Source organism: Pseudomonas sp. HN8-3 (genome assembly GCF_020790195.1).
Lineage (GTDB): Bacteria > Pseudomonadota > Gammaproteobacteria > Pseudomonadales > Pseudomonadaceae > Aquipseudomonas > Aquipseudomonas synxantha_A.
In genome coordinates, this window is record NZ_CP086206.1 from 4034107 (window position 1) to 4054202 (window position 20096).

At 59.1% G+C, this 20096-nt stretch carries 14 protein-coding genes and 1 tRNA gene; 6 read left to right on the forward strand and 9 right to left on the reverse strand.

Annotated features, from left to right (window positions below; translation table 11 throughout):
- The first annotated feature begins 79 nt into the window (after positions 1 to 79).
- Positions 80 to 253, forward strand: a complete 174-nt coding sequence (locus LJX92_RS17935) for a hypothetical protein (protein WP_164365968.1) — start codon at positions 80 to 82, stop codon at positions 251 to 253.
- On the forward strand, positions 234 to 512 hold the full coding sequence (locus LJX92_RS17940) for a hypothetical protein (RefSeq protein WP_032880171.1): 279 nt from the start codon (positions 234 to 236) through the stop codon (positions 510 to 512). Before LJX92_RS17935 ends, LJX92_RS17940 begins: the two co-directional genes overlap by 20 nt.
- A 38-nt stretch (positions 513 to 550) precedes the next feature.
- Here LJX92_RS17940 and LJX92_RS17945 read toward each other — a convergent pair whose 3' ends face one another.
- Complete coding sequence (locus tag LJX92_RS17945; RefSeq protein WP_148852524.1) at positions 551 to 2050, reverse strand: PLP-dependent aminotransferase family protein; 1500 nt, start codon at positions 2048 to 2050, stop codon at positions 551 to 553.
- Between the two features lie 95 nt (positions 2051 to 2145).
- Between LJX92_RS17945 and LJX92_RS17950 the strand changes: the two genes are divergently transcribed.
- Complete coding sequence (locus LJX92_RS17950; protein WP_216091854.1) at positions 2146 to 3393, forward strand: benzoate/H(+) symporter BenE family transporter; 1248 nt, start codon at positions 2146 to 2148, stop codon at positions 3391 to 3393.
- 297 nt (positions 3394 to 3690) lie between these two features.
- Here the strand turns inward: LJX92_RS17950 and LJX92_RS17955 are convergent.
- Together LJX92_RS17955 and LJX92_RS17960 are read right to left on the reverse strand one after the other, a co-directional pair.
- Positions 3691 to 3766 (reverse strand) — tRNA-Asn (locus LJX92_RS17955).
- A gap of 60 nt (positions 3767 to 3826) precedes the next feature.
- Entirely contained in the window at positions 3827 to 4723 is an 897-nt protein-coding gene (locus LJX92_RS17960) for a LysR family transcriptional regulator (protein WP_032880168.1), read from the reverse strand.
- Between the two features lie 100 nt (positions 4724 to 4823).
- Here LJX92_RS17960 and lldD point away from each other — a divergent pair, with 100 nt between their 5' ends.
- Positions 4824 to 5960: an FMN-dependent L-lactate dehydrogenase LldD gene (gene lldD / locus LJX92_RS17965; RefSeq protein ID WP_032880167.1), complete on the forward strand. Its 1137-nt coding sequence runs from the start codon at positions 4824 to 4826 to the stop codon at positions 5958 to 5960.
- A gap of 409 nt (positions 5961 to 6369) precedes the next feature.
- Positions 6370 to 7296: a GGDEF domain-containing protein gene (locus LJX92_RS17970; protein ID WP_032880166.1), complete on the forward strand. Its 927-nt coding sequence runs from the start codon at positions 6370 to 6372 to the stop codon at positions 7294 to 7296.
- 21 nt (positions 7297 to 7317) lie between these two features.
- On the opposite strand, the gene LJX92_RS17975 is transcribed toward LJX92_RS17970, so the two are convergent.
- The 6 genes from LJX92_RS17975 to LJX92_RS18000 form a co-directional block, all read right to left on the reverse strand.
- Positions 7318 to 8097 (reverse strand): TenA family transcriptional regulator, encoded by a 780-nt coding sequence (locus LJX92_RS17975; protein WP_416309123.1) that lies wholly within the window; start codon positions 8095 to 8097, stop codon positions 7318 to 7320.
- Between the two features lie 78 nt (positions 8098 to 8175).
- Positions 8176 to 10638 (reverse strand): EAL domain-containing protein, encoded by a 2463-nt coding sequence (locus LJX92_RS17980; RefSeq protein WP_032880164.1) that lies wholly within the window; start codon positions 10636 to 10638, stop codon positions 8176 to 8178.
- A gap of 71 nt (positions 10639 to 10709) precedes the next feature.
- Entirely contained in the window at positions 10710 to 12512 is a 1803-nt protein-coding gene (locus LJX92_RS17985; protein WP_005789883.1) for an ABC transporter ATP-binding protein, read from the reverse strand.
- Entirely contained in the window at positions 12505 to 13140 is a 636-nt protein-coding gene (locus tag LJX92_RS17990; protein ID WP_032880163.1) for a DsbA family protein, read from the reverse strand. Before LJX92_RS17990 ends, LJX92_RS17985 begins: the two co-directional genes overlap by 8 nt.
- Positions 13141 to 13143: 3 nt before the next feature.
- Positions 13144 to 14085 carry a rhodanese-related sulfurtransferase gene (locus tag LJX92_RS17995; protein ID WP_228308762.1) on the reverse strand — a complete coding sequence of 314 codons (942 nt, stop codon included), beginning with the start codon at positions 14083 to 14085 and terminating at the stop codon, positions 13144 to 13146.
- Positions 14086 to 14216: 131 nt separating this feature from the next.
- Positions 14217 to 17123: an RHS repeat-associated core domain-containing protein gene (locus LJX92_RS18000; protein WP_228308763.1), complete on the reverse strand. Its 2907-nt coding sequence runs from the start codon at positions 17121 to 17123 to the stop codon at positions 14217 to 14219.
- Between the two features lie 220 nt (positions 17124 to 17343).
- Between LJX92_RS18000 and LJX92_RS18005 the strand changes: the two genes are divergently transcribed.
- The gene (locus LJX92_RS18005; RefSeq protein WP_266105136.1) at positions 17344 to 20094 is read left to right on the forward strand and encodes a Tc toxin subunit A; all 2751 of its coding nucleotides are present in this window, start codon (positions 17344 to 17346) and stop codon (positions 20092 to 20094) included.
- Positions 20095 to 20096: the final 2 nt, after the last annotated feature.

A 20096-nucleotide genomic window follows, 5' to 3' on the forward strand; every position in this document is an offset into this window, starting at 1 on the left:
GCTTTCTGCTGACGTTTACCTGACGTTAACCCACTGCTGCTTAAGCTAAGGCTTCTCTTATCCAGAGCTCGCCCTCGCCATGAACCTGTCTTCGATGATCAAAGGTGCCCTGCTAGCCTTGATTTTCCTCGCCCTGCTGGTGGGTTTCCTGCCGCCGGACGCTCAGCGGGGGCGCATGGGCGGCAGCGGCTGGTTTCCGATTGGCCAGAATGCCGAGCGCACAGGATCGAGTTATGTCGCCAGCGCGTCCTGACGACATCGGCGCCAGTTATGCCGCCCAGTTGGTCGCGTGCGTGGTGCTGATTGTTGGCGTGTCGGTTTCGGTGGGTATCTATATTGCTCGCTTGAATGCCCACGTCGATAAGCAACGAGAGCTGGCGCCGGTGTATCTGCACGCCTGCCCCGAAGGTCGCGGGGGCTTTATTGTCTACCCGGATGGCAGGCGCAGCGGTGACAGTTGTTATAGAGCCGATGAAGGTGAATCGACAGAGGCCGGCCAGGCGCGGGATTAGACAGGACTCATGCCTGTCGCACCATGCATTTGCGCGCCCTATTTATTGCTCAGCGCATTGGCCAGACGCAGCATGGCGGATTCAATTTCACATGCGCTCAAGGACGAATACCCTAACAGCCAACCTTGCTTCTTTTGTTCGCCGGCGTATAGCCGGCTGAGGCCGGGCAGTTGCACGCCCGCACTGGCAGCTTGGCGGATGGTCTTTTCTTCCGACCAGCCCTCGGCCAGCAGGCAGGGAATCTGCAATCCACCTTGGGTGGTCAAGGCCGTCGCAATACCGTTCAGATGCTGGCTGATAGCATTGAGCATGACCGCACGGCGGCTGGCGTAGAGTTTGCGCATGGCCCGAACATGGGCATTGTAGTGACCGTCCTCCATGAATCGCGCCAGGGTCAATTGAAGGACCTGCGGCGTATGGCCGTCCATCATGCTGCGCGCATAGGTGAAGGCTTTGACCAGTTCGACAGGCAGCACCATATAGCCCATCCGCAACCCCGGATAGAGCGTTTTGCTGAACGTGCCGAGGTAGATCGTGCGCCGATATTTATCCAGGCCCTGCACGCAGGCGGTCGGTAGCCCGTCGTAGTGGAACTCGCTGTCGTAGTCGTCCTCGATGACCCACTTGCCGTGCTCGGCTGCCCAGTTGATCAACTCAAGCCGACGCTCCAGGGGCAACGTCGCTCCGGTGGGGTATTGATGCGAGGGGGTGACATAGACGCAATCGGCGCCGCTGCGGTCTGCTCGCAGCAAGTCCGTACGTATGCCTTGGCCATCGACATCTATGGGCACGACCTTGGTCTCGGCCGTTTCAAAGGCCTTTCTGGCGCCGTAGTAGCCGGGGTTTTCCAACAAGATCGGTTTACCCGCATCCACCAGCAATTGGGCGCACAGGAACAGGGCTTGGCGCGTACTGCTCAACACCAGAATCTGGTCGGCAGAGCACTTGGCTCCGCGTTCAAGGTTCAAGTAGGTGGCGATGGCCTTGCGCAGAGGCTCAGCGCCTTGCGGGTCGCCATGCAGAAGAACGTTACTGCGATAGTCCTTCATGACGTGGCGTTGCAGGCGCTCCCATACATCAGTGGGGAAGGTACGGGTTTCCGGCAACCCTGTAGCAAAGGCCTTAACCGTCTGTTGATCGTTAACGCCACCACTGTTGAAAATCATCATGCCGCGCTGACTCAAGCCCACTCCTGGCGTCACCTCACTGGGTCGGGTGGCTTGCGCCTTGATACGGCGACGTGCAGCACCGCGCAATTGGGCGCCGACCGTTTCGCAGACATAGCTTCCCGCCCCCTCACGCCGCACGATGAAACCATCACGATGCAGTTGCCCATAAGCGTTCTCGACCGTGTCGCGGGCCACGCCAAGCGACTTGGCCAGGACCCGCGTCGCCGGCAATTTCAGGCCAGACCCAAGGGTGCCCTCAAGGATAAGTGCACGCAGAGCCCGCTGAATCCGCTGATGCAGGTCCAGCTTCTGAAACTCGGCGTCATTGATCCTTATCTTCAAGGTGTCGAGCTCGAAGGTTTTCGCCATGCGGTCTGCCCTATGCGAATAAATTGGCCGGAAAAGGCAGGCCAGTTTATCCGTAGACTCTGCTCATCGCCATTTGCAGGGAGCAACGTAAAGCCATGTCTTCATCAACATCCATGTCATCTGTTCGCCTCGGCGATCTGCTTCATCCGATTCTCGCCGGTTTGATCTCGGTCATCGTCAACTATGGCGGCACCTTCATTCTGGTGTTCCAGGCGGCCAGGGTCGCCGGGTTAAGCCCGGAGTTGACCGCTTCGTGGGTGTGGTCCGTATCGATTGGTGTGGGCGTTACCGGGTTGTTCCTCAGTTGGGTTTCTCGCGAACCGATCATCACCGCCTGGTCAACACCGGCGGCGGCATTTCTGGTGATCGCCCTGGCAAGCGCGCCCTATGCCGAAGCGGTGGGCGCATACATGATCTCGGCCGCCGCCTTTGTGCTGCTGGGGTTGTCGGGCTACTTCGAAAAAGTCATCCGCCTGATACCGCCGGGTGTGGCGGCGGGGCTGCTGGCCGGTATCCTGCTGCAGTTTGGCATCGGCGCGTTTGGCGGCATAAGCCTTGATCCCATGCTGGTCGGCTTGCTGATTACCGTATATATCCTGCTCAAACGCTTTACCGCACGGTACGCAGTAGTGGGCATCCTGGTAGTGGGAGTGGTTGCGCTGCTGCTTCAGGGACGTCTGGATATGTCTGGGCTGACACTGCAACTCGCGGCACCCGTGTTCACCCGGCCAGAGTTCTCGCTCAACGCTTTGCTCAGTATCGCGCTGCCGCTGTTTCTGATCACGCTGACCGGCCAGTACATGCCTGGGATGCTGGTGTTGCGCAATGACGGGTTCAGCACCAGTGCCAATCCAATCGTGACCCTTACCGGGTTGGGCTCCTTGCTTATGGCGCCCTTTGGTTCCCACGCATTCAATATCGCCGCGATTACCGCCGCCATCTGCACCGGCAAGGAAGCCCACGAAGAGCCCTCCAAACGCTGGATCGCCGGCATTGCAGCGGGCTTCTTTTACATCCTTGTAGGGATATTCGGCGTGACCCTGGCAGCGGTGTTCATGGCCTTCCCGCCAGCTTTCATCACGGCGCTGGCCGGGCTCGCCCTGCTGGGCACCATTGGCGGCAGCCTGGCCAATGCGATGGCCGACGCCAAAACCCGTGAAGCCTCGCTGATTACCTTTCTGGCAAGTGCGGCCAATATCACGTTGTTCGGGATTGGCGGGGCGTTCTGGGGGCTGCTGATTGGTCTGATGGCGTACGCCTTAATCAATGGCCGTCTGCTGCGTGGCAAGCCGGTCGTCAATGTGGCTGCCGAGTCTGTCAGTGGTAAAGAAGCCGCTAGTTGAGGCGCGTACGTATTGTTTTCGTTCATGGTTGGCAGATAGCTAATGATTGGGAGCTACCTTCGTATGGCGGGTTAACCGGCGCGTCAGCTCCCTGTAGCAATGACTTGACCCACGCCCCCCCCCGCTGTTCGCGGTTTAGATTCACGCTTGCTCCCCACATTCGGTCGCCCTCATGCAGTTGCGCTTCACTTCGTTCGCTGTGATCAGCTTACGGTGGAACTTTTACCCACAAGATTGCGCCCCATGCTGGGCGCAAAGCAAAAAAAAAGCCTGCATCTCTGCAGGCTTTTCTCTATCTGGCTCCACGACCTGGACTCGAACCAGGGACCCAATGATTAACAGTCATTTGCTCTACCAACTGAGCTATCGCGGAATGCGTCGTATGTTACTGATTAAAAAGAAGAAGTCAAGCTTTGCGTTACATTCGCTTCAATTACCCGCCATGACCGCTTGAAAACGCCGGTTCCGCCGCCAGATCCAGCCAGGCCCGTGCCGCCGGTGGCAGGTGGGCGCTGGCGCGCCAGGCCAGGGCGATGTGCCAGTCGGTGTGGGGTTCGTCCAGGGGGATCAAGGCGATGCCGGCGTGTTGGTGCTTGTGCGCCAGCATTCGCGGCAGGAAGGCAACGCCCAGGCCGGCGGTGACCAAGTCGACGATAAAGTCGATCTGCCCGCTACGGGCGGTGACTTTCGGGGTCACACCTTTGCGCTCACACGCGCTGAGAATCTTGGCGTTGAGGGCGAAACCGGCTTCGAACAGGATGAACGGCGAGTCCGCCAGGTCGGTGAAGTCGATGCGCTTGCGTCGGGCCAGTGGATGGCTGATGGGCAGTACTGCGATCAGGGGTTCGTTGCGTACCGGTTGGTAGTCAAAGCCTTCGTCCACCGGCAACAGCAGTGCGGCCAGATCGACCTCCCCGGCTTCCAGGCATTCACGCAGTTTTTTACTGCCGTACTCGGTCAGTTCAATGTCGATGTCCGGGTAACGGCTGCGGTACGTGGCGAACATGGCGGCAAACAGCACCCCGCACCCCACCGGCGGCAGGCCAATGCGTAGTACGCCGCGTGTAAGACCGCGCAGGTCGTTGATTTCAGCCATCAGGTCGTTGCGTTCGGCGAGTATCACCAAGGCGCGGCGGTAGGCGATTTCACCGGCGGCGGTCAGCTCGTTCTTGTGGCCGAGGCGGTTGAGCAACGGCGTACCCAGCTCGTCTTCCAACGTCTTGATCGCCTTGCTGACGGTAGACTGAGTCAACGCTACCACCTCGGCCGCCTGGGAGAACCCACCCTGGCGCACCACTTCGACAAACGCACGCAATGTTCGCAGGTTCATCAGTATTCCTTTTGCGACTGGATAGCAGTGATAAAAGTTGTTTTTATCATGTCACAACTTTGCTTATCGTGTAGCACTTTGCCCTGTGGAGACACCGTCGATGATCATCTCGTCCGCTTCCGACTACCGCGCTGCGGCCAAGCGCAAGTTGCCGCGCTTTCTGTTCGACTACATCGACGGCGGCGCCTACGCCGAGCACACGTTGCGCGCCAACAGTTCGGACCTGGCCGAGATCAGCCTGCGCCAACGCATCCTGCGCAATGTCGACAGCCTGAGCCTGAGCACCAACTTGTTCGGCACGGAACTGGCGATGCCGGTCATTCTTAGCCCGGTCGGCCTGACCGGCATGTATGCGCGGCGCGGCGAAGTGCAAGCGGCCAAGGCAGCTGCCAACAAAAACATCCCCTTCTGCCTGTCGACGGTGTCGGTGTGTTCAATTGAGGAAGTGGCCTCGCAGAGCCCGCAGTCGATCTGGTTCCAGCTCTATGTGCTCAAGGATCGCGGCTTTATGCGCAATGCGCTGGAGCGAGCTCAGGCGGCCGGCGTGACCACGCTGGTGTTCACCGTGGATATGCCCACACCCGGCGCACGCTATCGCGATGCGCACTCGGGCATGTCCGGGCCGTACGCGGCGCAGCGGCGCATGTTGCAGGCGGTCACCAAGCCGCAATGGGCATTCGATGTGGGCTTGATGGGCCGCCCCCACGACTTGGGCAATATCTCCAAGTACCTGGGCAAACCCACCCATCTGGAGGACTACATTGGCTGGCTTGCCAACAACTTCGACCCGTCGATCAGTTGGAAAGACCTGGAGTGGATCCGCGAATTCTGGAAAGGCCCGATGATCATCAAGGGCATCCTCGACCCTCAGGATGCCAGGGATGCGGTGAGCTTCGGTGCCGACGGTATCGTGGTGTCCAACCATGGCGGCCGCCAACTCGACGGCGTGCTGTCCACCGCCAAGGCGTTGCCGCCGATTGCCGACGCGGTGGGCGATGACTTGACCGTGCTGGTGGACTCCGGCATTCGTTCCGGGCTCGACGTGGTGCGTATGCTCGCCCTGGGTGCCAAGGCGTGCCTGCTGGGGCGTGCGACCACCTATGCGCTGGCCGCCGAAGGCCAACGTGGGGTAGAGAACGTGCTGGATATCTTCGCCAAGGAAATGCGCGTGGCCATGACGCTGACCGGCGTCACTTCCATCGCGCAGATCGACCGCACGACGCTGGTCCAGCCGTGATGAAGGCGGTGTCATTTATGTGAGGTTTATTTGAGTCGTTGTTTGTTCGCGACAAACAACGCGAACCACCGTGACATTAAAGTTGAACGGGTCGGCTGCAACGCCGGCCCATACCAGCCAAATAACTGGCGCCATTAATTAAAAGATAATTTTTTATTTTAATTACAGTCTTTTGATTTATAAGAACTTTTTAAAACAAAACGGCTTTGGCACGAATCTCGCTGTAACACTTGCCAAGCAGGTTAAGTGATGACAAGACGTGCGGCACGTGCCTCGGGGTTATAACTCAATGCAAAGCGGTTTAAACTGCTCCTCATGTTTTACGGAACTGAAGGAACAGTAAGACGCCTGGCACTTGCCGCCCTCATCCCGCCTGTAAGACAGCCAAGTGCTTAGAGGCCATCCGCTTATGAAAACACCCACCCAGACCAACGCGATTGACTTCGACACTGCCAAATTGCAGCGCCTGGGATTTGGTCAGCCTTCCCTGCGGCCACGCCGCCCCGCAACCCTGAGCGAACTGTGCCAGCAACTGAGCCAACAGTTGCAAACCAGCCTGGAGCCGGAGCGCATCCTCGGCCTGTTCTTTCGCGAAATACAACGCCTGGTGCCGCTGGACGCGTTGCAGTATCGCCATACCGCCAGCGACCTGCGCCTCGAGTTCGGTCATCGTGGCCACCATTCGGTGAGCTACACCTTGAGCCACGAAGGCGAGCACCTTGGAGAACTGGTGTTTCGCCGCAACCAACGGTTGATCGACGAGGAACTGAGCCAGCTCGAATCCCTGCTGGTGACGTTGCTGTATCCGATGCGTAACGCCCTGCTCTACCGTGCAGCCACCCGCAGCGCCCTGCGCGATTCGCTGACCGAAACCGGTAACCGCGTGGCCATGGATCAGACGCTGCAACGGGAAATCGACATGGCCAGGCGGCATCTGCACCCCTTGTCCGTGCTGATGCTGGACATCGACCACTTCAAGAGAATCAATGACACCCATGGTCACGCCGCCGGCGATAGCGTGCTGCGCACCGTGGCGGGGGCGATCAAACACCAGTTGCGTAACGTCGACATGGTATTTCGGTTTGGCGGGGAAGAGTTTCTGATCCTGCTGTCCAACACCGGACGCGATGCAGCGAAGATGGTCGGTGAGCGTTTGCGCCAGGCGGCACAAGCCCAGGACTATTGGGTGGAAGGCACGCGGGTCGAATTGACGGTGAGCCTGGGTTGCTCGACGCTGCTGGCGGCCGAATCGGCTGAAAGCCTGCTGCGCCGGGCAGACAACGCGCTGTACGTGGCCAAGCGCGAAGGCCGCAACCGCTTGGCGATGGCGGGGTAAGTCCCCGCCATCACGTTTACATCACGCCTCGCTGGCAACGCGCACCGGGCGCTCGCGAATGGCTGGCGCCTTCTCTTTGTCTTTCTCGACGTTCTCCAGGCGCATGCAGCTTTCCAGGAACAGGTACATGTAGTCGTAGCTTTTGCATACTGCCTGGCGCAACTCTTCCTGCAGGGCCTTGCCAGGGTTGTTCCCGGCCAGGGTGCAGATGATTTCCAGGGCTTCCCACGGGTGGGCGTCGTCGTACTGGGCGTGCATCTTCAGCCACTTCATCGCCCGCTTGCGATCTTCCTCGGGGAAGGCGTCGGCATACACACCGGTAGAGCAGACCACGGCAGACCACTCCCCAGTCGCCCCCTCGATCGCATAGTTGGTGGCGGCAATCGCGACGATCAACGAATCCGCCGAGCTGGTGTGCCAGCACCAATGACTCAGTGCATGCAGTTCCGGCGGCACGTCCTGGGCTTGCAGCTCTTCAAGGCTGACACCATGGGCACGCGCCCAATTCACCCAATAATCAGCATGGTTGAGTTCCACGCGAATGTTGCGCATCAGCCAACGTCGCGCCATATCCTCACCCGGGTGGCGGGCGAACTTGGTCTTGGTCAGGTTTTGCGCCATGTACAAAGCAAACTGTTCCACCACCGGCCAACCACCAATGAGGTAGTGGCGCATGGTCTTGGCGCAGAGGGCGTTGTCGCGCATACGCTGATACAGTTCGTGCTCGACAACCCGACGCTTGCTCTCGCTACAGGCCTGGATCAATTGCTGCGCCCAGGCAGGGTAACTCGAGGCTTCCATAAGCGGCCCGGTTCTGTTGAATGTGTCGATCACTGTAGGGCTCCTTTTTAAGTGTGATTTTACAGACCAGCAAATGTTTCAGCGGAATGTGCCGGGCGCCTTGAACACCAAGGGCTGAGGCCGCACGGGTCGACACTGCAAGCTATCAAAGGTAAACAATTGCGGGCGTTCAATCAGGTAGCCCTGAGCGTAATCCACACCGATCTCAAGCAACGCTTGTTCGATCTGGGGTGTTTCAACAAATTCGGCAATTGTGCGCTTACCCATGACGTGGCCGATGTGGTTGATCACTTCGACCATGGCGCGGTTAATCGGGTCGTCCAGCATATCCTTTACGAAACTTCCATCGATCTTCAGGAAGTCTACAGGTAAATGTTTCAAATATGCGAATGAGGACATTCCGGCGCAAAAGTCGTCGAGTGAGAAATGGCAACCTAACGCTTTGAGTTCATTAATAAATCGAATGGCACTACCCAAATTGGCTATAGCGCTGGTTTCAGTTATTTCAAAACAAATCATTTCTGGTGGAATGCTGTAAGCACCGAATTTCTCACGTAAAAAACCTAGAAAATCGTCATCACCGATAGTTATTCCTGACAGATTAATCGCACACATGGCCATAGGACGGCCCGGACGTTCAGTCATGCATCGAGCAATGATCTTGAATACGTTTTCAACCACCCAACGATCCAGCGACGTCATCAAACCGTATCGTTCGGCTGCCGGGATAAAACTGTCGGGCAAAATGATGCGCCCGGCTTCGTCATGCAGGCGTAGAAGAATTTCGATGTGCCCATTGCCGGCTTCGGTGTGGCCCAACGGCGAGATTTCCTGCGCATAGAGGCAAAACCGATCCTCCTCAAGGGCAATGTGCAGGCGCTGCACCCAGGCCATTTCGCCAAAGCGCAGCGACAACTCGGAATCATCGGCGTGATAGACCTGTATGCGGTTGCGCCCTTTTTCCTTAGCCATGTAGCAGGCCATGTCGGCCGCCCGCAGGGAGGTTTCCAGGGTGGTTGGGGTTTGCGAGATATGCACAAGGCCGATGCTGACGGTGGTCATGAACGGTCGGCCTTTCCACACAAAGTGCAGGCTTTGCACCGTATGGCGCAAGCTCTCGGCGATCTTTTCCGCCACCGGCGCCGGGCAGTTCTCCAGCAGAATGCCGAACTCGTCCCCCCCCAGGCGTGCCAACGTATCTCCCTCGCGCAAGTCAGATTGCAACAGCGCGCAGATGTGGCGCAGGAGTTCGTCGCCTGCCGCATGGCCGCAGGTGTCGTTGACCAGCTTGAACTGGTCGAGGTCGAGAAACATCAAGGCATGTCGCCCATTTTGCTGGCGTGCCACCTGTTGCAGTACCTGCTCAAGACGGAACTCGAATTCGCGGCGGTTGGCCAGGCCAGTCAAGGCATCATGGGTCGCCTGCCACGAAAGGTTGGCGATGTACTGGCGCTCCTGGGTCATGTCGTGCAGCACCAACACCGCACCGCTGACCTTGCCGGCACTGCGGATCGGCGCGCCCACCAGCGTGACCGAGACGGTGCTGCCGTCCAGGCGCTGGATCAGCTTGGAATGCTCGCTGCCGCCACTGAGTTGGCCCTTGATGATGTGTTCAATCAAGGTAAAGCCGTCGGGCTCGGCGTTTTCATCCAGCAACTTGAATAACGCCGCCAACGGCAAGCCCTGGGCCTGCTCCGACTTCCAGTGGGTCAGCGCTTCGGCCGCGGGGTTCATATAGGCAATGGCGCCGTCGACGTCGGTGGTGATCACCCCGTCACCAATCGACTCCAACGTGATCTGCGCCCGCTCCTTCTCCGCCTGCAGCGCGTCAGCGAAGGCGTGGCGCTGGGCCAGCAACTTGTGGGTACGCAACAGCGCCAGGACGATCAGCCCCAGGGCGGTGGCCAGGTTGGTGATCAACAGCAGACGCAGGATCATTCGCGAACCTTCGCCCAGCGCATCACTGAACGCCTTGGCGGCCGGCGTTACACCCTCGTTGATGGCAATGATGCGCGCTTTCCAGGCGCGCACATCCTGCTCGGTGACCTGATCCGTGCTGATGGCGCTGTGCATCTGCTGGGCCAGTTCATCCAGTTGCTCAAGGTAGCCATCGCCCACCGTCCACAGCTCAATGGCTTTTTCCAGGTAGCTGAAATGGCGGAAGTTGAGGTACAGCCAGATCAGGCTGGGGACGTCGTCCGGGTGATTGCCACCCTTGAGGATGCCCAGGCGCGCGGCAGCCAGGTTTGGCGTGGCCCGATCCAGAGCCACACGCAGCTCATGCCCGCCTTGAGGTACGGCAATGGCATGCTGGTATTTGAGATAGGTGGCGTCGTCGCGGCTATCGGCATACAGCGTCAGGTAATAGATGGCATCCTTCTGGCCCTTGGACCACAAGCTTTCGCCAGCCACATAGCCACGCACCGCAGAGAGCACGTAGAGACTGCCACAGCCTAACAATGCCTGGAACAAGACAACGGCAATAAAGGGCCAGACGATACCCAACAACCGTGGCGTTCCGAGAGTCCGCTTTTGCTTCATGAAGTCCCTTACACATGCACAGCTTGATACGCACGCGAAAATCCGCTTCCGATAGCACAGCCTAAGCTAAATCAACGCACTTGTTGCAGGTGTCCGTAAAGTTTGGCGTAGAGCCCGCCGTCGGCGATCAATTGCTGATGATCACCATCCTCGGCGATGTGCCCGCCATCGAACACCAGTACTCGGTCAGCCTGTTTCACCGCGGACAGCCGGTGGGCGATGATCAGTGTAGTACGCCCGCTGAGAAACCGCGCCAATGCCTGGTGCAGGTTGTACTCGGTCGCCGCATCCAGTGCCGACGTGGCTTCGTCCAGAATCACCACTTTAGGCTCGGCGAGCACCATGCGGGCGATGGCCAGGCGCTGCCGTTGACCACCGGAGAAGCGCACACCCGAGCGCCCCACCACACTGTCCAGGCCCATGGGCAGCGCCCTGACAGTAGCATCCAGCTGGGCGATTTCCAGCGCCTGCCAGCAGGCTTGATCGGAGCGAGTGCGGCCCATGGTCAAATTGGCGCGCACGGTGTCGTTGAACAGCGCCGGGTGTTGCAGGACTACGGCGACGTTTTCACGAATGGTTTCCAGGCCGATCTCCTGCTGGGTGGCCCCGCCAAAACGAATGCTGCCGGCCTGTGGTGTATAGAGCCCCAGCAGCAACTGCACCAGGGTACTTTTGCCGCCGCCGCTGGCGCCGACAATCGCCACCTTCTCCCCCGGCGCGATCGCCAGGTTCAATTGGTCGAGCACCAGGTCCTCACCGTAGCCAAACTCCAGACCACGCACCTCGATACCGACAGTCTCATGCCCGGTAAACGGGTCGGCACCACCGGCGTACTGCGGCTCATCGGCGCGTGCCAACAGCTCGTTGATCCGCGTCAGCGCGCCGCCCGCGGCGTAGTAGGCGTATTGCAGGTTCAGCAGTTGTTCCACCGGGCCGATCATGAACCACAGGTAGCTGAACACGGCGAGCATCTGGCCGATGGACAGGTCGGAGAACAGCACCGTAAGCATGGCTGCCGCACGGAAAATGTCGATACCGAACTGGAACAGCAACCCACTGGCGCGGCTGGAAGCATCGGTTTTCCATTGGGAATGAATCGCATAGTCGCGCACTTCCTGGGCACGCTGGCCCAGGCGCCCGAGGAAAAAGCCCTGGCGATTGCCGGCGCGCACTTCCTGGATGGCATCGAGGGTTTCGGTCAGTGCCTGGGTAAAGCGCGAGGTGCTGTCGTTCTCCAACTTCTTCAGATGCTTGACGCGCTTGCCCAATTGCACGGTGGCGTAGATCACCAACGGGTTGAACAACAGGATCAATAGCGCCAGCTGCCAATGCATCCACACCAGGATTGCCGACGTGCCGACCAGGGTGAGCATCGCCACCAGGAAACGGCTGAGGGTTTCGCCGACGAATTTGTCCAGGGTGTCCAGGTCGGTGACCAGGTGGGTAGTGACCGTACCGCTACCCAAGCTTTCGTACTCACCCAGGGAGATCCGCTTGAGGCGTTCGATCAGCCGCACGCGGATGCGATAGACGATGTCCTTGGCCAAACGCGCAAACAGCCGCGCCTGCACCACGTTGAACACCAACGCACCACAGCGCAGGGCCAGCGTTACCAATAGCATCAGGCCGATGTAGCCGGCGGCTTTCTGCCAACCCAGGGGCAACGCGTGGTTCATCACCTTGAGCGCGGCATCGCCGTGGCCCAGCAGCACTTCGTCCACCAGCAATGGCAACAGCAGGGGGATCGGCACACTGCACAGCGTCGCCAGCACGGCCACGCCATTGGCGATCCACAGGGCTTTCTTGTGGCGCAGCGCCAGACGGCGAATCTCTGCCCAGGTCAGGCGGTCAGTGCGTTGAGGTTGCTCATACACAGGCAGCTCGCTCCAGCCATCGACCCAATAACGGCGACAGCTCGGACAGCGGCTGGTAACCATTGGTCAGCAAGGCCAACTGGCCATTGCGCTCTGCGAGCAACGTCGGGAAACCGGCGATCCCCAGATCCTGCACCCAGGTGAAATCGGCGGCCGTGGCGGCATGCTGCTCGGCGCGGTCGAACTCGCCTGCAAACTCGATACGCGGAATACCGGCCTGCTCGGCCAGGTCCACCAGCACATGGGCGAGGGTCACGTCCTGTCCCTCGACATAGAACGCGCGCTGGATCAGCCCCAGCAGCGTCCAGGCGCAATCCGGCGCCAGGCTGCGCGCGGTGACGATGGCACGGCAGGCAGGCTCGGTGTCGTAGACAAACCCGTCAGGCAATGCGCCCTCACGCTTGAATGGCTGGCCGGTGGCCTCGGTGACCGCTTGCCAGTGTTCAAGAATGTAGCGCCGGGTGGTCGGCTCCAGCGCTGCACCGCTGCCGGTGCGCAAGCCGCCCACCACCAGGTGCACGTCCACGCCGGCCGCCTGGGCCTGCTCTACCAGCGCCTGCGCGACCGGGGCGAAGCCCCAGCACCAGGAACACATCGGATCCATTACATAGAGCAGGCGCGCAGACATGGCTCAGGCCTCGGAAGGAGTTTGCTTGTAGTTGAAACCAATCGGGTGCGGCATATTGCGGGCCTTGGCCAGCTCGATCTGCTTCTGCCGGTCGATCGCGCTGCGACGGGTCTTCTCCGGCAGCTTATCCCAGCAATGGGGGCAACTGATGCCAGCCACATAATGCTCAGAGGCGCGATCTTCTACGCTCACTGGTGTGCGGCAGGCATGACATTGATCGTAGTCGCCTTGGCTCAAGTCGTGGCGCACGGTCACGCGATTGTCGAACACAAAGCAGTCGCCCTGCCATTTGGTTTCTTCCTGGGGCACCTCTTCGAGGTACTTCAGGATCCCGCCCTTGAGGTGATAAACCTCATCAAAGCCTTCGCTGAGCATATAGCTCGACGCCTTCTCGCAGCGAATGCCGCCGGTGCAGAACATGGCGACTTTCTTGTGCTTGGCCGGGTCGAAGTTGGCTTTGATATAGTCGGGAAATTCGCGAAAACTGGTGGTCTTTGGGTCGATTGCGCCCTCAAAGGTACCGATTGACACCTCATAATCGTTACGGGTGTCGATCAACAGCACTTCAGGATCGCTGATCAGCGCGTTCCAGTCTTGCGGGTCGACGTAGGTGCCGACTTTTTTGTTCGGGTCAACACCTTCGACGCCCAGGGTCACGATCTCTTTCTTGAGCTTGACCTTGGTTCGATAGAACGGCTGGTCGTCGCAGTAGGATTCCTTGTGGTCGATGTCGACCATGCGCGGGTCTTTTTTCAGCCAGGCCATCAGGCCATCGATACCTTCGCGGCTGCCGGAAACGGTGCCGTTGATGCCTTCTTCGGCGATCAGCAAGGTGCCTTTGATGCCGTTGTCGACCATCGCCTGCAGCAGTGGCTCGCGCAGGGCGACGTAATCTTCGAGGGTGACGAACTTATACAGTGCCGCCACAACAATCGGTTGAGTCATGGGTGTTCTCTCCAGGTGGCTACCCTCGTAAGGGGTGAACCGGATGCAAAAAGGCGTCGGTCAGGCGACGCGGCGCGCATTCTAACAAAAGTGCGGCGCCATCGCATCGGCACGCAGCCGCTGATATGTCCTCAGCGATGTGGGTTACGTACCCCTTCCACTCGGTACCGCTGGCCGCCGAGATGGCTGAACATCAAACGATAGGCACCGCGTCCACGAGCAGCGGCGTAGCCGTGCAAATCAGCGGACCATAGTTGGTCTCTGTGAGCATGCCAATGAACCGCGCCAAAACGCCCTTCACGCAAGTGGCTGAGGGTAAGGGCAATACTGCGGCGCTCGCGGCCCGATAGTTGGGTATCTACAAGCCTCGCGGTATCGAACTCCATCTGCGGGGTAGCGGCTCTCGCTGCCGCCGGCGCCACCAACGGCACCTGCGCCTGTGCTTGCCGACCACCGCGTGCGCGACTTGAACCAGCCACCGGTGTCGTCACCCCAACCTCGAACGCGCTTGGCCCCGCCTGCTGACCGCTCGCGGCAGCGGACTCACGTGCTGGACTTCGCAGCACTATCACGCCATAGCCCATGCGTTTCAACTCCGGCATCGGGTTACGATTCCCCCCCAGTACGCGTTCGAGGTCTTCCGCCTCGTCCACAGGCCCCACGTAGCCACGGAGGGTCCCCTGACGCCGATGGACCATAAGGGTAATGCCTTTTTCAGCATGACGGCGCGCGTAGGCAAAATTCACCAGCCGCTCCGTTTCTTCGTGACTCAGCCCCGCATCCTCCGCCGCAGCAATCGCCGTCTCCGAAACGGCCCTGGCGAAATTTTCTTCCTGTTGTTGCGCTGCGCTGGCCAGGGCCTGCGGCTGCATGCTTTGATAGGTAATGAAGCGGGCGGTACCAACCAGCAGGCCTCCCACCAGCCCCCCCACGGCAGCCCCCACCCTCTCATCACCCAGCAACGCTCCCGCCCCCAGGCCCAGCAAGGCCAGAACCAGGATGAGTATGATCTCGTCCTGTATCTGAGGATTTTCCATGTCGGTAGGCTGCAACCCCATTGAATCAACGAACGTGACCGGGTTGTTGAACGCCATGAGATAAGGATTCAGCTGCGTCCCTCCCCCAACGGGGTCGGGGCTTATCCAGCGCTGCAACCATGGGGCGTAATAGCGGAAACCGTAGTAATACAAACCGCTGCCGTCACGCTCCTTGCCTGAATATCGACGGGTTTTGTAACTGCCCTCCACCGCGTTGCGCGATGCCCACCACGCTGTCCCCCCATACGGGAAATAACTCTCCTGACTCAATAACTCGGCCTGTTCGCCCAACTCCAACCCATGGCTCGACTGCTGATCGGTCAGGCAGAAACGCAGGGCTTCATCGTCAGCCCCCTCATCAAGTCCCAGCTCCCATTGCAAGACCTCCACCGCGCAGCGCGCTACGTCAAGGCGCAACACATTCAATCGACGCAATGGCCACTGGCGAATTTCCAGGCCTGGCAGGTAATAGACACGCGCCGTTTGTCGACTGCCGGCAACCTGCTGGTGAGTGAGCTTGAGCACACGCTGGCCGTCGCCTGCATACACATAAGCTTCCTCATCCGAGTCAGCTCCGTCGCGCACAACTGACGTGACCCTGGACAACTGATTACGCACATTCCACGCCATCGCTACACCACGCCCCAGCCGTTGCTGATTGCCATTGGCGTCAAAACCCTGCGCCAACGCGCCAACCGGATGCTCGCTAGACAACGCGCGGTTGCTGCCACTGGCGACCTGCATGTCGCGCGTGTAACCGACGCCACTGGACGGCACATGCCGCAACCGGGTCAGGTTGCCCCCCTCGTCATAAGCATAATGCTGGGTGTAGTTGCGACATAAACCGGCATCGGTCGAACCGAACGAAATACGCGCAGGCAGTGCTGGGGTGATGGCGGCGACGGTACTTTCCCGGCCTGTCGCCTGGGTCAGTTGGTACAGCGAGTCGTATTGATAGCAATAGGCGGCATTCACTTGCGTGTTGTGGCTCCATTGGGCCGGTTGCGCCTGATCCCGCAGCTTCGAAACATTTCCCACGGGATCATAGTCGTAGCGCAAATCCTGTAATGGCGCCGCCGGCTCATTTTGGCGGTACGCCATCAACCGGTTCATACGGCCATCCTCGGGCCGATAGGCGGCCAGACTGCTCACGCCATTGCCCAACCGGGCCGTCTCCACCTGACCGGCGGCATTATAGACGTAGCGGTCTATCACGGTTTTGCGTGCGCCACTTTTCAAGGCGAGGTGAATATGTTTCGTCTGTCCGTCCAACCCATAGGCAAACTGCCGACCATTACCCTTGGCGTCGACCTGTTCCAACGTGCCGCCGAGGGCATCAAATATCCAGCGTGTGGTGTAACGCTCGCCGTCCAACTGCGCGTCCTGATCGGCCTGAGCAAGCGGCCAGTCAACATCGCCCGGCGCCTCGCGAAATCGCCGCGTCTGCCGAAGCACTTGCCCGCTCATCCCATACGCTTCGAACACCTGGGTGCCAGCCGGGTCGGCATGGCACACCAGACGACCACCGCGGTTAAGGGCGCGGTGCTCAGACGTTGGAGTGGCATATACCAGGCGTTCGACACACCGGGGTCGCTCTTCGTCGGCAGCCTGTTCGAACACCGCCACCGGACGTTGCAAGTCATCGTAGTCGTGGCGCTGATAGGCCCCCCTACCATCCCAGACCTGCAACAGTTGCCCGGATGGCGCTGCCAGCATCAGCCGCATGCCGGCGTCCACATCGTGGTTGCGGATCAGCGTCCCGGACAGGCTGTACACCGACACCTGATTCGCCTCGATCAATGGTTCACGTGATTTAAGGGTATGCAGGCGAGAGTCCCACTGCTCAAGCATCAGGCCGCTGGCCCCATAGACTTGACGCCTGACACGGGCCGTCGGCGCAGCCTGGGGGGTAGCGCGCAGATAAGCGACACTGCGGACCGTCAACCCACGGGGGTCGAATGCTACAAGCGAGGGCGTATTTCGATGAAGTGAAGCAGACATATCACATGGCCTGAGTTGCACAATGGTCAGAAAAGCCTAGGGCTCATGTCTTGCACAGAGGTGGTATCGGTGTATAGGCACCTCAACCGGCGTGCGCCGACGACGCCTGTAAATACCTATACCTGGCCCCGTTAACCTGCGTGATAGCGTTTTTCATTGCCCGCCGGCACCCTCGGCGGGCGTGAAGGAACGTATGAATATGCAAACCGACAGCAGCCCCTTGCTCGCCAAGCTGATTGATCACTCACGTCCTCCCGCCCCCGGTCGGGACGATTTCAAGACCGCCCTGCAGCGCCTCAACCTCACCTCGGTATTGGACATCGTACGATTGTCCGAAAGCGCCTTTGCCGAGCAACTGGCAACGTACAACGATGACGATGCACACACGGTGTACCTCAAGGCCCAGAGCGCCGCCGCGCAACTGGAAACGCTATTTCGCGAACAGCAAGTCTCGTCCCCCCCTTCTTCACCGCGCAATAAACGCAGTCTCCCCCCCGAGACCAGCGCAACCTACCAGGCCTTGTTCAAGGAAAAGTGGGACCAGTTCTGCTCCAGTTCGTCGATTGCAGCGGTTGACTCACCGACTGCCTACCTGCGGGCGCTCTATTTGTTCGCCCAGCAGCTGGAAGAAAACACCAAGGACGCAAACGCGCTCAAGCTGTCGCAGCGACGCCCGGAACTCAAAGACCAGGTGATCAACCAACATAGCGTTTCGGGCCAGGTTCCCATGTTGTCGATCGTCAACCAGATCTTGCTCAAAAATATCGCGCCGGCCAAAGAAGAAGATACCTATAAGGTGCTGAGTGAAACCTGGTATCCGTTTTCTCTGCCCTATCATTTGCACCATCAGCAATGCCAACAGGGCCTGTCGGGCGACAAGCCGGCGTTGGGTGAGTTGAACTATCGCATCAGTCGCCAATTGCCTCTGGCGGGAGAAACCAGCACTTACGGGCAGGTCGGCGAACAGAACAACGAAGTCCAGTGTCAGTTATCGGGGTTGAGCCCTCAACAACAGAACATGCTGAAAAGTAGCTTGGTAACCCAAGCGGGCGCGAAAGGGTTCTATCACAACTATTACAACTGGAAGACTGATCTGATCGGACCGGCAGAACTCACTGACTTTCTGAACCATACACAACTGGATGCCGACCAACTTCAGGCGCTGCTTGCACAACAGACTCAGTCACCACGCCAATCGCCTAACTGCAAGCAAAACCCCGGCCTCACCTACGGTGCGTGCTATATCAACGGCACGACCACACCCGCTATCAGCCTGGACAACGCCAAGCTGACCCACGTTAGCCTTGAGCGCTTCGACAGGCTGCAACGCATGATTCGTCTACAGCGCTGGCTCGGCCTGCCTTTCGCGCAATTGGACACCCTGATAGTCAGCGCCATGCGCTGTGAAGGCCATCGCAACAGCACGCTGCTGATCACCCATAACACCCTCCGGTCGCTGGGGGTCTTTTGCTATTTGAGCAAACGCTACACGTTGCAAGCCGAAGAATTTGCCGCCCTGCTTCATCAGTTACCCGTCCATGCCTCAGGCGACCGCGTGTCATTGTTCGACCAGGTGTTCAATCGCACGGGTTCCGCCCTGCCTCCCCTGTATCTGGACAGCGCTACGTTCGACGGTACCACCCGGCAACAGCTCTGCGCGGGGTTGGGCCTGCAAGACACCCAGGATTCGCTTCAACTACTGATCAACCCCAACAAACCTGCAACCCGCACGATCGAGACGGTCAGCGAGATCTATCGGCAAGCGAGAGTCGCTCGCCTGTTCGGGTTATCGGTCGTGGAATGCCGACAGTTGGTGCAAATGCTCGGGAATGCGAACTTTCTCATGCAGCTGCGCAACCCAACGTTACGCAACAAACCGAAGGGCACGACTGACTTCCTCGACATGCTCATGCACCTGGAGTGGGCCAGCCGTTGGTTTAAAGAAAACGGCAGCAGCCTGGCGCTGCTCAGACGCCAGCTATTGCTGGATCGCCAGGTCCAGGACCCGATCATCAATCAGCTATTGAAGGAGTTCGCCAGCTATGACCAAGCGTCTCTTTCCGAAGCGTTGCACCGGTTTGATCTTCCTCAGCAACCCGATGACGAAACAGTTCGTTTACCCGCCGTTGACTGGGAATCCTTGGCCTATGCGGCGCTGCAACGGATGCGTCCCAATAACAGCATCGAGATGGCGCTCGATCAAGTGCTCTCCTCCGTTGAAATCAGCACTATGCCTGTACGTACGACACATTTGATCAACCAAGCGAAACCTACACTCAACACACTGCTGAGCAAGGTGCGTGATGAGTTGTGGGCTTTATATCTACGCCTTAAAGAAATCACCCAAGCCGTCCTCCATGAGCCAAGCAATACCAACGGCTATCAAAAATACGACAATGACCACCATTTCCTGCGTTTATATGCCCCCGCTGCTTCGCCGCTGCAAACGCTCAGTTATCTGATACTGCGGTTACCTCACGCCGCCGATATTCTGCAACTGCCCCTCAGCCCACAAGCACTTCACCAGTTCCTGGTCAATCCGCACTGGCTCGCGAGCAAGTACAAGATGTCTTCGTTACTTGAACTCACCCCGTACAACCTCTACCTCATGCAGCAGTTCAAACATTGCCTACACCACTGCGGCCTGACGGAAGAGCAACTGCTCGACTACTTCGAACACGCCAATACCTTGCCCAACGGCGCTACGCAAAACACCAGTGAAGAAACGAACGAGCGTCTCGCTCAACTTTTAGGTTGGAACGCCAGTGAAATCGACGTCTTCTGCGACAAACTGAGACCTCCACGCATTACCTCAATGATGCGCCTGGACTGGGTGCTGCGCTGCCGCCAAGCCAGCATCGACACAGGCCTGCCTGCCAACATGCTGATCAAAGCCAGCGAACTGAAAGCCGACTCTACATTTGCTGACTGGAAGAGCGTCGGCGAGGCGATCACAAGTGCGTATTCATAACC

What these genes read in the sequence shown, in the direction of transcription:
- LJX92_RS18000 (WP_228308763.1), bottom strand. Translation starts at nt 17,123, where the DNA reads ATGTCTGCTTCACTTCATCGAAATACGCCCTCGCTTGTAGCATTCGAC.
- LJX92_RS17940 (WP_032880171.1), top strand. Translation starts at nt 234, where the DNA reads ATGTCGCCAGCGCGTCCTGACGACATCGGCGCCAGTTATGCCGCCCAG.
- lldD (WP_032880167.1), top strand. Translation starts at nt 4,824, where the DNA reads ATGATCATCTCGTCCGCTTCCGACTACCGCGCTGCGGCCAAGCGCAAG.
- LJX92_RS17995 (WP_228308762.1), bottom strand. Translation starts at nt 14,085, where the DNA reads ATGACTCAACCGATTGTTGTGGCGGCACTGTATAAGTTCGTCACCCTC.
- LJX92_RS17990 (WP_032880163.1), bottom strand. Translation starts at nt 13,140, where the DNA reads ATGTCTGCGCGCCTGCTCTATGTAATGGATCCGATGTGTTCCTGGTGC.
- LJX92_RS17970 (WP_032880166.1), top strand. Translation starts at nt 6,370, where the DNA reads ATGAAAACACCCACCCAGACCAACGCGATTGACTTCGACACTGCCAAA.
- LJX92_RS17950 (WP_216091854.1), top strand. Translation starts at nt 2,146, where the DNA reads ATGTCTTCATCAACATCCATGTCATCTGTTCGCCTCGGCGATCTGCTT.
- LJX92_RS17960 (WP_032880168.1), bottom strand. Translation starts at nt 4,723, where the DNA reads ATGAACCTGCGAACATTGCGTGCGTTTGTCGAAGTGGTGCGCCAGGGT.
- LJX92_RS17975 (WP_416309123.1), bottom strand. Translation starts at nt 8,097, where the DNA reads ATGGAAGCCTCGAGTTACCCTGCCTGGGCGCAGCAATTGATCCAGGCC.
- LJX92_RS17935 (WP_164365968.1), top strand. Translation starts at nt 80, where the DNA reads ATGAACCTGTCTTCGATGATCAAAGGTGCCCTGCTAGCCTTGATTTTC.
- LJX92_RS17945 (WP_148852524.1), bottom strand. Translation starts at nt 2,050, where the DNA reads ATGGCGAAAACCTTCGAGCTCGACACCTTGAAGATAAGGATCAATGAC.
- LJX92_RS17980 (WP_032880164.1), bottom strand. Translation starts at nt 10,638, where the DNA reads ATGAAGCAAAAGCGGACTCTCGGAACGCCACGGTTGTTGGGTATCGTC.